This window comes from Pseudomonas sp. CFBP13508 (genome assembly GCF_005233515.1).
Lineage (GTDB): Bacteria > Pseudomonadota > Gammaproteobacteria > Pseudomonadales > Pseudomonadaceae > Aquipseudomonas > Aquipseudomonas mercuritolerans.
In genome coordinates this window covers 202,735-216,601 of sequence record NZ_QFZZ01000004.1, presented here as the reverse complement: position 1 = coordinate 216,601, position 13,867 = coordinate 202,735, and the positions used below count along the sequence as shown (strand labels likewise).

Sequence of the window (13,867 nt, the reverse complement as noted above, 5' to 3'; positions counted from 1 at the left end):
GATTCTGTTTGAAGTGCCGGCATTTTAACAGCGAGCCGCAAAAATCCTGCCATTCGCCGTACACCAATGTGGGAGCGAGCCTGCTCGCGAAGACGTCGTGTCAGTCGAAGTCTTTATAGCTGACACTCCGCTTTCGCGAGCAGGCTCGCTCCCACAGGTTACGCGGTATTTCTAGAGCTCAGCCGCCAGGCGCGAACCCTGGTTGATCGCGCGCTTGGCATCCAGCTCCGCCGCGACATCCGCGCCGCCGATCAAGTGCACTTTCTGTCCGGCCTCGACCAGACCGTCATGCAACTCACGCAACGGATCCTGTCCGGCGCAGATCACGATGTTGTCCACCGCCAGCAATTGCGGCTCGCCGGTTTCGCCGATGCGGATGTGCAAGCCCTGATCATCGATGCTCAGGTATTCAACGCTGTTGAGCATCTGCACCTGCTTGTTCTTCAGACCGGTGCGGTGAATCCAGCCGGTGGTTTTGCCCAGACCGTCGCCGACCTTGGTCTTCTTGCGCTGCAACAGGAACACCTCACGGGCCGGCGCATGCGGCGCCGCTTTGATTCCCGCCACACCACCACGGGCCTCCAGTTGCGTATCGATGCCCCACTCTTTCCAGAACGCCGCGCGATCCAGACTGGTGGCGACGCCTTGATGGACGAGGAATTCCGAAACGTCAAAACCGATACCACCCGCCCCGATCACCGCGACACGCTTGCCAACCGGCTTGCGCTCGAGGATCACGTCCAGATAACTCAACACCTTGGCATTCTCGACACCCGGAATCGCCGGCACGCGCGGGGCGATACCGGTGGCGAGAATGATCTCGTCGTAGCCGCCTTCAACCAGCTTCGCCACGTCGACGCGAGTATTGAGGCACACCTCGACATGGGTGGTCTGCAACTTGCGCTTGAAGTAGCGCAGGGTTTCGAAAAACTCTTCCTTGCCCGGCACGCGTTTGGCGATATTGAACTGGCCACCGATCTCGCTGGACGAATCGAACAGCGTCACCTGATGACCGCGCTCGGCGGCCACGGTGGCAGCGGACAAACCGGCAGGGCCGGCACCGACCACGGCGATTTTCTTGATCTGCTGCACCGGCAGGTAGTTGAGCTCAGTCTCATGACAGGCGCGCGGGTTGACCAGGCAACTGGTGAGCTTGCCGCCAAAGGTGTGGTCGAGGCACGCCTGGTTGCAGCCAATACAGGTGTTGATTTCATCGGCGCGGCCTTCGGCAGCCTTGTTGACGAAATCCGGGTCGGCGAGGAACGGCCGGGCCATCGAGACCATGTCGGCATCGCCCTCGGCAAGGATCTGCTCAGCAATTTCCGGGGTATTGATGCGGTTGGTGGTGATCAGCGGAATGCTCACCGAGCCGCGCAACTTGGCCGTGACCTTGCTGAACGCCGCACGCGGAACCTTGGTGGCGATGGTCGGAATCCGCGCTTCGTGCCAGCCGATACCGGTGTTGATGATGGTCGCGCCAGCCTGCTCGATGGCTTTGGCCAGCATGACGATTTCATCCCAGGTGCTGCCACCTTCGACCAGATCGAGCATCGACAGGCGGAAGATGATGATGAAATTCGGCCCAACGGCTTCGCGTACGCGGCGGACGATTTCCACCGGCAGGCGCATGCGGTTTTCGTAACTGCCGCCCCAGCGGTCGGTGCGGTGGTTGGTGTGGGCGGCGAGGAACTGGTTAATGAAATAACCTTCCGAACCCATGATTTCGACGCCGTCGTATTCGGCGGTTTGCGCCAATACCGAGCAGGTGACGAAATCGCTGATCTGCTTTTCGATGCCCTCTTCGTCCAGCTCCTTGGGCTTGAACGGGTTGATCGGCGCCTGAATCGCGCTCGGCGCTACCTGTTTCGGGCTGTAGGCATAGCGGCCCGCGTGGAGAATCTGCATGCAGATCTTGCCGCCCGCCTCATGCACCGCACGGGTGACGATGCGGTGCTTGAGCGCTTCTTCCTCGGTGGTCAGCTTGGCCGCGCCGGAATACACGCCGCCCTCATCATTGGGGCCGATGCCGCCGGTGACCATCAGGCCGACACCGCCACGGGCACGCTCGGCGAAGTACGCCGCCATGCGTTCGAAGCCACCCGGCTTTTCTTCCAGGCCAGTGTGCATCGAGCCCATCAGGGTGCGGTTACGCAGCGTGGTGAATCCCAGGTCCAGCGGGGCCAGCAGATGCGGGTAATGAGCGGCGGTCATCGGTAACTCCACAACGAGCGATCACGGAAAAATTGCGGGAGCTCTGCGTCCCCCATCAGTTCATGCTCGACAGACTAAGAGTCGCACCGCTGTCACTCAATGACCGTAACTGACAAGTTATTGATCCAAATGCACAGCGCCCCTTGGCAACCCGAGCCATGGGCCCTACCCTAGTCGGCACATCCTGTACCCGGCTGTTGTTGGTTCTTCATGCGCAAACTTCTGTATCTGTTTTTCTCCATGGCCCTCGTTGCCGTCCTGACCACCTACGCCATGTGGGCGGCAGACCGGCCGGCGGGGCATTACCTGTCGGATCTGCGCATCAAGCTCGCCGTCGATCAGGGCACGCCCGGCGACCGTGGCAATCTGCTCGGCATCCAGCCCGAATTGTTCCCCACCGATTACCAAAGCTCCGGACGCCTGCACCGCAAGCTTGCGGCGTATCTTCAGCAGGCCCGCGAGCAAGGCTTGCTCAACGAAAAAACCGTGGTGGTATTGCCCGAGCACGTCGGCACCTGGCTGATGATCAGCGGCGAGAAAGACGAGCTGTATCAGGCGCCAACGCTGGCGGAGGCAATGAACTGGCTGGCGGCCAGCAATCCACTGCTTTTTGCCCGTGCCTGGCTGCGGGCCAAGGGCGAGCAACGTCTGGACGATGCTTATCTGCGGATGAAATCCAAAGCCATGGCCAAGGATTACCAGGCGCTGTTCGGCGGTCTGGCCAAGGAGTTTCAGGTCACCCTGGTCGCCGGCTCCATCGTGCTGCCGGAGCCAAGCATCCGCGACGGCCAGCTCAAGCCCGGCAGCGGCGCCCTGTTCAACAGCAGCGTGGTGTTTGGTCGCGACGGCATACCGCTGGGCCAGCCGCAACGGCAGATGCACCCGATTTTCGACCAGCAGGGAGTGCTTCAGGCCGAAGACAAGCACGCCATCCAGGTTGTCGACACCCCGGCCGGACGCCTGGGCATCCTGATCGGCAGCGACAGCTGGTACCCCGGCAACTACCGCACCCTCGATGAACAAGGCGCGCAACTGGTGGCCGTGCCGGCGCAAGTCATCGGCCATGGCGCCTGGGATAAACCATGGCGCGGCTACAAGGGTTCGAGCACGCCGGGGTCGGTCAGCCTCAAGCCCGGCGACCTCAGCGAAGGTCAGGCCTGGCATCGACTGACCCTGACCGCGCAACCGCCGAGCAGCCGCGCGATTGCCGGCGTCAGTGTGTTCATGCGCGGGCAGTTCTGGGACAAGCCGAGTACCGGTAGAAGCTTCCTCAGCAGCAACGGCCAGCAGTTCGCCGATGGCGAGGCCCGTGGTGCGCGTTTGCTGAACGTCTGGCTGTAAACCATGAAGCCACAGCCGATGCGCCTCGGGGATCTGTCGGTGGGCTTCGTCCATAGTCTGGCCGACGCCGTGCGTAGCCATGGCGCCGACCCGTTGCCTCTGCTTGAGCAATACGGCCTCGATGCCGCGCGGCTGGCCGAGGCCGGGGCGCGCTTGTCGATCCCGCGTTACATGCGCCTGGGCCATGCGGCGATTCAACTCACCGGCGATCCGGCCCTGGGCCTGCGCATGGGGCGGATGATCCGCTTGAATCAGGCAGGCCTGGCCGGTATCACCGCCGCGCAAGCGCCCACCGTGCGCGAAGCGGCCCGCTGCCTGACTCGCTTCGAGCCGCTTTACGGCTCGAACTATCGCGGGCAGTCCAGTTTCCACGAAGACGCCAACGGTGCGTGGTTGCGCTTCTATTCGATCAGCCCGTACAACGCCTATAACCGCTTCGTGGTCGACTCGATCCTCGCTGGCTGGCTGCATCAGTTGTCGAGCCTGTGCGGCGAAACTTTGCGCGCCGAGCGGATCGAAATCGAGTTCGCAGCGCCGGACTACCGCGAGGCTTACGCGGTACTCGGCGATTGCCCGATCCAGTTCAGCGCCGAGCGCAATCAACTGCGGCTGAGCCTGAGCAGCCTCGCCCTGCGCAATCCAGAACACTGCGCGAGCACCTGGCGACATTTGCTGCAACTATGTGAGCGCGAGCTGGAACAGCTGACCCGCACCCGCAGCCTGCGCGAGCGCATCACCCAATTGCTCGGCCCGTTGCTCAATGGCGGCCGCGAGCCGGATCTTGAAGAAGTCGCGGCACGCCTGAAACTGCCGACCTGGACCTTGCGGCGCAAACTCGCCGAGGAAGGCACGCAGTTCCGCGCGATCCTCAATGACACACGCCGGGACCTGGCGATGACCTATATCCGCGACACCGAACTGGCGTTCGGCGAAATCGCCTACCTGCTGGGCTTCGCCTCAGCCGAAGCTTTCCAACGCGCATTCAAACGCTGGAGCGGGCAGACGCCCGGCGAATCCCGACGAAATTACCGCTCGGGAGCCTGAAGCTCAAAGCTCCGTCGCGTCGTCTGTCGGCTCTGGTTGATCCAGTTCAAAGGCCTGATATTCGAGCAGTTCTTCCTGATACTCATCCATCGTATAAATCCCCCCAACTGCTCGCTGTGAAAATGGCCTGATCAATCGACCAGTGCCCCGAGCATAAAGTGCCCGTGTGAAGGAAAAGTGAAACGCGACCTTCATCAATAAAACGTAGCAGGTGGTTAGGGATTTATCGCGGAGATAATGTCGCAGGTGTGTAACCAGATCTTAAGCCAACCCGTAAACCACTGTGGGAGCGAGCCTGCTCGCAAAGGCGGTGTGTCAGTCTGATCATCTGTCGACTGATACACCGCCTTCGCGGGCAGGCTCGCTCCCACAGGGTTTCGCTTGATTTCTTATTGGCCCGACGCAGGCATCGCCGGAATCGGCTCGGACGGTGGCGGAATATCCGGGTTGGTCGGTGGTGTGATGGTCTCGCTGGCCGGCGCCGGTTCTTCAACGGGCACTGGCGCTGGCGTGATCGGCGCCGTTTCCGTGGGCGGCACCACGGGCTCGGAGCTCACTGGCGCGGCTTCAACCGGGGCCGGTGCAGGTTCCGCAGCCGGCGCTGGCGTTGCTGCCGGTTCCGCTGAAGGCGCCAGAGGAGCAGGTGCAGGCGCGGCCTTTGGCTCCGGCACACCTAAGTCGGTTCTCGGTTTTTCTTCGATATGCGCCGCTTTCTTCGCATCGGCTGGCAGGAATTGCTCGACCAGAGTGAAGAAACGCTCGTAGAACTTCTGCGCGGTGACGGTCTCGCTGGCGACCTTGACCATCGAATCGTCCGAAGAGCCGATCGGCATCGACACCGAGCCCAGTACGCCAACCCCGAGGCTGGCCGAGTTGTTGGTCTTCTTCAGCGCGTAACGGTCCTGCAAGGCGTTGGCGAACACCGTCGCGTGATGCCCGGCGCTGCCATCTTCGGCACAGACCACGTTGAAGCTGATCTCGAGGTGCGTCTCGCCGGTCTGCTGGAAACTCTTGTGACCGCTGACCAGTTTCGGATCACTGCTGGTAATGATGTAGCCCTGACTGAGCAACGCACGCCGGGCCGCTTCGCAACTGGCGGTGTCGGTTACCGGATAATTGCGCGAAAAGGTGCCGGAGTCATCGAAGTTCTCATGCTCATAGATCGGCTTGTCCTTCGAACAACCGGCCACCGCAGTCAACAAAAGCGCCAGCCCGACAACACGCATGGGAGTGGAAATCAACATTGAACATCCTGAGGGAAAACAGTCCGGGGCGTATTGTGCAACAGATCGCCGCCCCATGGCGCATGGAATAGTGTCAAGAATCGGTTACAACTTTACCGGTCATGAGCGCCGGGAAAAAGCCGCGTGGACAAATGATCGATCAACGCGCGCAATTTCGCCGTGGCTTGTCGGCTCGACGGCCACAATACCCAGAACTGTCCCGCGTGCTCGACATGCTCATCAAGTACCCGGCGCAAGCGACCCTCGCGCACCGCTTCGCGCACCATGAAATCCGGCAGACAGGCGATGCCCATCCCGGCGAGCACCGCATGCTGCACCGCCTCGATCGAGGTACTGAGCAGGCGCAGCGGCAATATCGGTTCCGGCGCCCCCTCCGCGCGGCGCAACGGCCAGGCTTCCAGTTTGCCGGTAGCATGGAAGGTGTGGCGCAAACAGACGTGATCGGCCAGATCGCCCGGTGTACGTGGTTCGCCCCGCTGTTGCAGATACTCCGGGCTCGCCACCAGCACCAGATGAAACTCGCCCAACGGCCGCGCCATCAGCCGCGAGTCCTTGGGCTTGCCGGTACGAATCACCGCATCGAAACCCTCATCAATGACATCGACCATACGGTCGGTGAGGTCCAGATCCAGCTCGATGTGCGGGTATAGCGCCATGAATTCGGTCATCACCGGCATAACCAGTTCGTGCACCTGAGGCAGGCTGATCCGCAGCCGACCGTGGGGCGCCGAGGTGGCATTGCACAACTCGAACTCCGCCGCCTCCACCTCCGCCAGAATCCTGCGGCAACGCTCGAGAAACAACGCGCCTTCCGAGGTCAGGGTGATGCTGCGAGTGCTGCGATTGAACAAGCGCACGCCAAGCCGCGCTTCCAGCCGCGCAATGCTCTTGCCAACCGCCGACGATGACACGCCCTGCAAGCGGCCGGCCTCGGTGAAACTGCGAGTCTCGGCGACCTGCACAAATACCGAAATGCTGCCCAGGCTATCCATTCACACCTCCGATTAATGACATCCATGTCCGATATGTTCGGAACCCTAACCTGTTTTTCCGCAATGCGCAGCGCCCTACCCTGTGTCTCGACATTGACCACAACAGAGACGCAGCAACATGACCGACGCACACCTCGCCTCCTCTGCGCTTGCGCAACCGACCGAAAACCGCGAACGCCTGCCCTACGGCGCACTGCTGGCGTTGGCCACGGCAGGTTTCATCACTGTCATGACCGAAGCGATGCCAGCGGGACTGCTGCCACAAATGAGCGCCGGCCTGAACGTATCTCAAGCGCTGATCGGGCAATTGGTCACGCTTTACGCCGTCGGCTCAATGCTCGCAGCGATCCCCCTGACCATCGCCACCCGCAGTTGGCGCCGCAAACCATTGCTGTTGACCGCCATCGCCGGCTTCGCCGTGGCCAACAGCATCACTGCCGTGTCCGAGCTGTACTGGCTGACCCTGGGCGCACGTTTCATCGCTGGCATCTTCGCCGGCCTGCTCTGGGCGCTCCTGGCCGGATACGCCAGCCGCATGGTCGCTTCCCATCTGCAAGGCCGCGCCATCACCGTCGCCATGCTCGGCGCGCCACTGGCGTTATCCCTTGGCATACCAGCCGGGACGCTATTGGGAACGATGGTGGGCTGGCAACTGAGCTTTGCGATCATGACGGCGCTGACAATAGTGCTGGTGATCTGGGTGCACATTCGAGTCCCGGACTTCGCCGGCGAACCTGAAGGAAAGCGCCTGCCCTTGCGTCAGGTATTTACCCTCCCCGGCATAAGGTCGGTGCTGTTTGTGACCTTGTCCTACGTCGTGGCGCATAACCTGCTGTACACCTACATCGCACCGTTTTTGCAACCTTCTGGCCTGGCTTCGGAAATTGACCGTGTACTACTGGCGTTTGGCCTGGCCTCGGTGCTGAGCCTGTGGATCGTCGGCAGCCTGATCGATCGCTGGTTGCGTGAACTGGTACTCGGGAGCGCGGCACTGTTCCTGCTCGCGGCGATAGCCTTGGCTCTGTGGCGCGCATCGCCCGGCGTGGTTTACGCGGCCGTTAGCGTCTGGGGACTGGCATTCGGCGCAATGCCGTCGCTCCTGCAAACCGCGTCAGCGAAAACTGCTTCTCAAGCAGCCGACACCGCGCAATCGATGCTGGTAACACTCTGGAATGTCGGTATTGCCGGCGGAGGATTGGCGGGCGGGTTGTTGATGGGGAATGTCGGGGTCGGGACATTTCCCTGGATTGTTGCGGGGTTGCTGGTGTTGACGCTGTATGCGGCGGTGATGGCCAGGGGGCATGGGTTTGCGTCGGGGCGGTGAGATTGCGGGGTGTCCTGCAAGAGATCAGTCGTGAGAAAAGGGCTATCGCTGGCAAGCCAGCTCCCACATTTGAACCGAGTCAGTCAGCTGCAGATCGGGCGGCTGACACGCCGCCATCGCCAGCAGGCTAGCTCCCACGGAAAAGCAAAAGCAAGATCAAAAGATCGCAGCCTTCGGCAGCTCCTACAGTTGGACCGCGTGGATTCGATAGTAATTCGTTGACCAGCAGAGCGCCATCGCAAGCATGGCTCGCACAGAAAAGCAAAGCAGCGCAGCTGCCCGCGGCAAAGCCGCCCCACTCAACAATGAGCGCAAGCTCGAGTGCTTTTGATCTTGATCCACCGGCGACGTCGGAAGGCTGAGCGCAGGGATTGATCCGGGCGTGGGAGCGCAGCGACCGTCTGGCGCAGCCAGACACAGCGGAAGGAGGTGCAGCGAAGCAAACCGGAGCCGCTGCGCCCGGATCAGTCCCGTAGCGAAGGAACCCGAGCCTGCGAGGGCCGAACGTAGGAGCAAGCCTTTTCGGTTACCTTTTCGGCGTTTGGAAAAGGTGACTCGCCGTAAGGGCGAAACCGCCAGCCGCTACACCGCAAAAAACGGATATTCACCCAAAACCCAACAGCATGGCCGGCCCAAAGGCCGCCAAGCCACCAAAAACAAAAAAGCCCCGACCAATCAGGCCGGGGCTCCTTCAAACGTCAGTCAAAAGATCAGAACCGCTCGATCTTCGCCTCAGCTTCCAACTGCTTGCGATACGCCGCAAAGTCCTGCTGCCCCTCACGCGAAGCGAGGAAGCGACGATATTGCGCCTTCTCTTCATCAGTAGGCGCAGCAGCTTCGTTAACACCGTTGAGTCGCACAACCATCAGACTGCCATCCGGCAACGTAACGCTGGAGAACGTCGGCTTGTCCTTGGCAGCCGGCTTCGGCATACGGAACAGTGCCTGCAGCACAGCCGGATCAACCCCTTCCTGACCACGGGTGGCCGCTTCGGTGGTCTTCCAGTTCTGACCGTCAATGGCCTTGTCCAGCGGCGCCTTGCCGTCGCGCAGATCAGCAATCAGCTTCTCGGCACGGGTCTTGGCCTCGGCACTGGCGTGCTCTTTGGTCAACTGAGTGCGAATCGCCGCGCTCACGCTTTCCAGCGGCAGTTGCGCAGGCTTCAGATGCTCCTTGGAACGCAGCACGATCACCGTTTCCGGGTCCAGTTCGATGGCGGTGCTGTTGGCACCTTCATCAATCACTTCCGGGCTGAACGCAGCAGTGACCACGGCACGGTTGGCCGCAACACCTTCGCCACCTTCACGGCCGAACGGCTTGGAAGTGTGCACGGTCAGTTTCAGATCCGCTGCCGGCTGCGCCAGGTCGGAGGCTTCGAACGCCGAGTCTTCCAGTTGCTTGGTCGCCTCAACGAAGCGCTGCTCGACCTGAGCCGCTTTCAGTTCGCGGGTCAGCTTGTCTTTCAGGCTGGCCAGGGTCGGCACTTCAGGCGCTTCCACGCCCAACAGCTTGATCAGGTGATAACCGAAGTCGGTACGAATCGGCTCGGACACCTGGTCTTTCGACAGTGAGTACAGGGCTTTTTCAAAAGCCGGGTCGTAAACGCCAGGACCGGCATAACCGAGGTCACCGCCATTGTTGGCCGAGCCCGGATCCTGCGAAAACTCCTTGGCCAGCGCTTCGAACTTCTCGCCCTTGGCCAGACGCGCCTGGACTTCCTCGATCTTCGCCTTGGCCTGCGCTTCGGTTGTCTTGTCGTTCACTTCGATAAGGATGTGCGCGGCACGACGCTGTTCCGACAGGTTGGCGATCTCTTTCTGATACGCCGCCTGCAAGTCTTCATCCTTGACCGCGACCTGATCGAAGAACGACGACTTCTTCAGCTCGACGTAATCGATGATCACCTGATCCGGCGTCATGAATTCCTTGGCGTGCTCGTCGTAGTAAGCCTTGACCTCGTCATCGGTCAGCTTGACCGCAGCCGGGTCAGCCTTGACGTTAAGAGTGGCGAAATCACGGGTCTGTTTTTCCAGACGGGCGAATGCCAGCACCTCGGCGTCGGTGACGAAACCGCTGCCGGCAACACCAGCGCGCAACTGGCCGATCAGCATTTCCTGAGCCAGCATCTGGCGGAATTGCATGCGGCTGTAACCCAGCTGACGAATCACCTGGTCGAAACGCTCGGAGCTGAACTTGCCGTCAACCTGGAATTCAGGCGTCTGCAGGATCACTTGATCCAGCGCGGCTTCGGAGAACGAGAACTTCGCCTGTTCGGCGCCTTGCAGCAGCAACTTGCGGTCGATCAGGCCTTTGAGCGCCGATTCGCGCAGCATCTTTTCGTCGAGCAAGGAAGCATCGAAGTCCTTGCCCAGCTGTTGCATCAGCTGACGGCGTTGCATGTCAACGGCCTGGCTCAGCTCGTTCTGGCTGATTTCGTCACCGTTGACCTTGGCCGCCTCGTTCTTGTGAGTCGTGGCCTGGAAAATGGCATCGAAACCGGTCAGGGCCATCAGTGCAACGATGACCCCGATAATGGTCTTGGCAATCCAGCCTTGTGAATTGTCCCTGATATTCTGCAGCATGCGTCCCCCAGAAACGGTTGAACTTCAATTTAGGCAACCGTGGAGCGTGGGTAGAATCCGGATAGAAGAAAGGCGCATCCGAGGATGCGCCTTCTCGTAACTGGCGGAGCGGACAGGGCTCGAACCCTCGATCCCGGCGTTACAGGCGTCTGTTCCAGCCACCTGCTCTACCGCTCCGCTGCCAAGTCAGGCTTGACCCCGACCCGGATGGGTAAAAACCTGAAAACTCAGTTAACAGCTTCTTTCAGTGCTTTACCGGCTTTGAAACCTGGCTTCTTGGCAGCCGGGATTTCCAGAGTCTTGCCGGTTTGCGGGTTGCGACCGGTACGAGCCGGACGGTCAGTCACGGAGAAAGTACCGAAACCAACCAGAACAACGGAGTCGCCAGCCTTCAGAGCGCCAGTGACGGATTCGATTACAGCGTCCAGCGCACGGCCAGCAGCAGCTTTCGGGATATCAGCGGATGCAGCGATAGCATCAATCAGTTCCGACTTGTTCACTCTAAGTCCCCTTATATCTATTTTGAGATGTTTCTAAGTTTTTTGGTGAAAGCAAAAACGAGTGCTGAATGGCCTACAGACACTTAAGAGCCGCTTTATAACAAGGGCTCTAAAATGCTGTCAAGGAAAGCCCCCCAGGCTAAAACGTATTAATGCGTGCTAATTCTTTCCTTGGCATCAGACTCGCGTTTTTCGTCCTTGGCAACTATCTCCGGAGCCACATCCGGCAAGGGCTCCGGCGCGTATTGCAGCGCAATTTGCAGGACCTCGTCAATCCATTTAACCGGTTTGATCTGCAGATCCTGCTTGATATTGTCAGGAATCTCCTTCAGATCGCGGACGTTTTCTTCCGGAATAATCACAATCTTGATTCCGCCGCGATGTGCCGCCAGCAGTTTTTCTTTCAAACCGCCAATTGCCAGCACTTGCCCACGCAGGGTGATTTCACCGGTCATGGCGACATCGGCGCGCACCGGAATGCCGGTCAATGCCGAGACCAACGCCGTGCACATGCCCACGCCAGCGCTAGGGCCGTCTTTCGGTGTGGCACCTTCCGGCATGTGAATGTGGGTATCGCGCTTCTCGTGGAAGTCCAGCGGGATGCCCAGGCTCTTGGCGCGGCTGCGCACAACGGTCTGTGCGGCAGTGATCGATTCGACCATCACATCACCGAGCGAGCCGGTCTTGATCAGTTGGCCTTTACCTGGAATCACGGCGGCTTCAATGGTCAGCAATTCGCCGCCTACCTGAGTCCACGCCAGGCCAGTCACCTGCCCCACCTGATCCTGCTGCTCGGCCAGGCCGTAGCGGAACTTGCGCACGCCAAGGAAATGCTCGAGCAGATCAGCTGTCACTTTTACCGAGAAGCGTTTTTCCAGCGCATGCTCTTTCACTGCCTTGCGGCAGACCTTGGCGATCTGTCGCTCGAGGCCCCGCACGCCCGCTTCACGGGTGTAATAACGGATGATGTCGCGGATCGCTTCCTCATCGAATTCCAGCTCGCCCTTCTTCAGACCGTTAGCGGCGATCTGTTTCGGCGAGAGGTATTTAACGGCGATGTTGATCTTCTCGTCTTCGGTGTAACCCGGCAGACGGATCACTTCCATCCGGTCCAGCAGCGCTGGCGGGATGTTCATCGAGTTCGAGGTGCACAGGAACATCACATCGGACAGGTCGTAATCGACTTCTAGATAGTGATCGTTGAAGTTGTGGTTTTGCTCGGGATCGAGCACCTCCAGCAACGCCGACGCCGGGTCGCCACGCATGTCGCTGCCCATCTTGTCGATTTCATCGAGCAGGAACAGCGGGTTGCGTACGCCCACTTTTGTCATCTTTTGAATCAATCTTCCCGGCATCGAACCGATGTAGGTCCGGCGGTGACCACGAATTTCCGCTTCATCACGCACGCCACCCAGGGCCATGCGCACGAATTTGCGGTTGGTGGCATGAGCAATCGACTCCGCCAGCGAGGTTTTACCCACGCCTGGAGGACCAACCAGGCACAACACCGGGCCACGGATTTTCTTTACACGCTTCTGCACGGCGAGGTATTCAAGGATGCGCTCCTTGACCTCTTCGAGGCCGTAGTGATCGGCGTCGAGAATGTCTTCTGCACGGGCCAGGTCGAGGCGAACCTTGCTCTGCGCCTTCCACGGCACCTGCACCAGCCAGTCGATGTACGAGCGCACCACGGTGGCTTCAGCCGACATCGGCGACATCTGCTTGAGCTTGTTCAGCTCGGCAGTCGCCTTGGCCAGGGCATCTTTTGGCAGGCCGGCCGCATCGATGCGCTTTTTCAGCTCTTCGATTTCGTTGTGGCCTTCGTCGCCGTCGCCGAGTTCTTTCTGAATGGCCTTCATCTGCTCGTTCAGGTAGTACTCGCGCTGACTGCGCTCCATCTGCTTCTTGACGCGACCGCGGATGCGTTTTTCAACCTGCAACAGATCGATTTCAGCATCCAGCAGCGCCAGCACGTGCTCGACACGGGCCGACAGATCAATGATCTCGAGGATTTCCTGCTTCTGCTCGATTTTCAGCGCCATGTGCGCGGCCATGGTGTCGACCAGACGCCCCGGCTCATCGATGCTGTTGAGCGACGACAGGACTTCAGCCGGAACCTTCTTGCCCAGCTGCACATATTGTTCGAACTGCGACAGCAGCGTGCGCACGAAGACTTCCGACTCGCGCTCGGCGGCGTCGACTTCTTCGATCAGCGAGACTTCGGCGCGGCAGTGGCCATCGACTTCGCTGAAGCGTTCGACGGTGCCACGCTGCTCACCTTCGACCAGAACCTTGACGGTGCCATCAGGCAGCTTCAGCAGCTGCAGAACCGTGGCAATCGTACCCACGCGATAGAGAGCGTCTTCACCGGGATCATCGTCAGCCGGGTTTCTCTGAGCCAGCAGCAGAATCTGCTTGTCACCCGTCATCGCGGCCTCGAGGGCTTCGATGGATTTCTCGCGCCCCACGAACAGCGGGATAACCATGTGCGGATAAACCACGACATCACGCAATGGCAGGAGAGGCAATTCGATGGTTGTCTTCATGATTTCGCCTCTACGGCGGCCGTATGGCCGTAATCAGATGGAATTAAGCTTGAAACCAAGATGGGGGCTGCCTCGAAAAAAAA

At 60.2% G+C, this 13,867-nt stretch carries 9 protein-coding genes; 3 read left to right on the top strand and 6 right to left on the bottom strand.

Going from position 1 to position 13,867, the window contains the following annotated elements; genetic code table 11:
• Positions 1-171 precede the first annotated feature (171 nt).
• Entirely contained in the window at positions 172-2,211 is a 2,040-nt protein-coding gene (locus tag PspCFBP13508_RS13150) for an NADPH-dependent 2,4-dienoyl-CoA reductase (RefSeq protein WP_137214755.1), read from the bottom strand.
• Positions 2,212-2,421: 210 nt separating this feature from the next.
• On the opposite strand from PspCFBP13508_RS13150, the gene PspCFBP13508_RS13145 reads away from it, so the two are divergent.
• Positions 2,422-3,552 (top strand): carbon-nitrogen hydrolase family protein, encoded by a 1,131-nt coding sequence (locus PspCFBP13508_RS13145; RefSeq protein WP_137214754.1) that lies wholly within the window; start codon positions 2,422-2,424, stop codon positions 3,550-3,552.
• A 3-nt stretch (positions 3,553-3,555) separates the two neighbouring features.
• A complete protein-coding gene (locus tag PspCFBP13508_RS13140) occupies positions 3,556-4,596 on the top strand; it encodes an AraC family transcriptional regulator (protein ID WP_137214753.1) in 1,041 nt (346 codons plus the stop codon).
• Between the two features lie 389 nt (positions 4,597-4,985).
• On the opposite strand, the gene PspCFBP13508_RS13130 is transcribed toward PspCFBP13508_RS13140, so the two are convergent.
• Both PspCFBP13508_RS13130 and PspCFBP13508_RS13125 read right to left on the bottom strand, forming a co-directional pair.
• Entirely contained in the window at positions 4,986-5,840 is an 855-nt protein-coding gene (locus PspCFBP13508_RS13130) for a DUF2242 domain-containing protein (RefSeq protein ID WP_137214751.1), read from the bottom strand.
• Between the two features lie 92 nt (positions 5,841-5,932).
• Positions 5,933-6,832, bottom strand: a complete 900-nt coding sequence (locus PspCFBP13508_RS13125) for a LysR family transcriptional regulator (RefSeq protein ID WP_137214750.1) — start codon at positions 6,830-6,832, stop codon at positions 5,933-5,935.
• Between the two features lie 118 nt (positions 6,833-6,950).
• Here PspCFBP13508_RS13125 and PspCFBP13508_RS13120 point away from each other — a divergent pair, with 118 nt between their 5' ends.
• The gene (locus tag PspCFBP13508_RS13120; protein ID WP_137214749.1) at positions 6,951-8,156 is read left to right on the top strand and encodes an MFS transporter; all 1,206 of its coding nucleotides are present in this window, start codon (positions 6,951-6,953) and stop codon (positions 8,154-8,156) included.
• Between the two features lie 710 nt (positions 8,157-8,866).
• On the opposite strand, the gene PspCFBP13508_RS13115 is transcribed toward PspCFBP13508_RS13120, so the two are convergent.
• The 3 genes from PspCFBP13508_RS13115 to lon all read right to left on the bottom strand — a co-directional run bounded on the left by PspCFBP13508_RS13115 (position 8,867) and on the right by lon (position 13,784).
• A complete protein-coding gene (locus PspCFBP13508_RS13115; RefSeq protein WP_137214748.1) occupies positions 8,867-10,738 on the bottom strand; it encodes a SurA N-terminal domain-containing protein in 1,872 nt (623 codons plus the stop codon).
• 227 nt (positions 10,739-10,965) lie between these two features.
• A complete protein-coding gene (locus tag PspCFBP13508_RS13110) occupies positions 10,966-11,238 on the bottom strand; it encodes an HU family DNA-binding protein (protein ID WP_003183171.1) in 273 nt (90 codons plus the stop codon).
• A 149-nt stretch (positions 11,239-11,387) separates the two neighbouring features.
• Positions 11,388-13,784, bottom strand: a complete 2,397-nt coding sequence (gene lon / locus PspCFBP13508_RS13105) for an endopeptidase La (protein WP_016775334.1) — start codon at positions 13,782-13,784, stop codon at positions 11,388-11,390.
• Between the last annotated feature and the right edge of the window lie 83 nt (positions 13,785-13,867).

Bases quoted from the DNA above. Each gene is read 5' to 3' on its own strand.
- PspCFBP13508_RS13150 (WP_137214755.1), bottom strand. From the start codon at position 2,211: ATGACCGCCGCTCATTACCCGCATCTGCTGGCCCCGCTGGACCTGGGA.
- PspCFBP13508_RS13140 (WP_137214753.1), top strand. From the start codon at position 3,556: ATGAAGCCACAGCCGATGCGCCTCGGGGATCTGTCGGTGGGCTTCGTC.
- PspCFBP13508_RS13145 (WP_137214754.1), top strand. From the start codon at position 2,422: ATGCGCAAACTTCTGTATCTGTTTTTCTCCATGGCCCTCGTTGCCGTC.
- PspCFBP13508_RS13125 (WP_137214750.1), bottom strand. From the start codon at position 6,832: ATGGATAGCCTGGGCAGCATTTCGGTATTTGTGCAGGTCGCCGAGACT.
- PspCFBP13508_RS13115 (WP_137214748.1), bottom strand. From the start codon at position 10,738: ATGCTGCAGAATATCAGGGACAATTCACAAGGCTGGATTGCCAAGACC.
- PspCFBP13508_RS13120 (WP_137214749.1), top strand. From the start codon at position 6,951: ATGACCGACGCACACCTCGCCTCCTCTGCGCTTGCGCAACCGACCGAA.
- lon (WP_016775334.1), bottom strand. From the start codon at position 13,784: ATGAAGACAACCATCGAATTGCCTCTCCTGCCATTGCGTGATGTCGTG.
- PspCFBP13508_RS13130 (WP_137214751.1), bottom strand. From the start codon at position 5,840: ATGTTGATTTCCACTCCCATGCGTGTTGTCGGGCTGGCGCTTTTGTTG.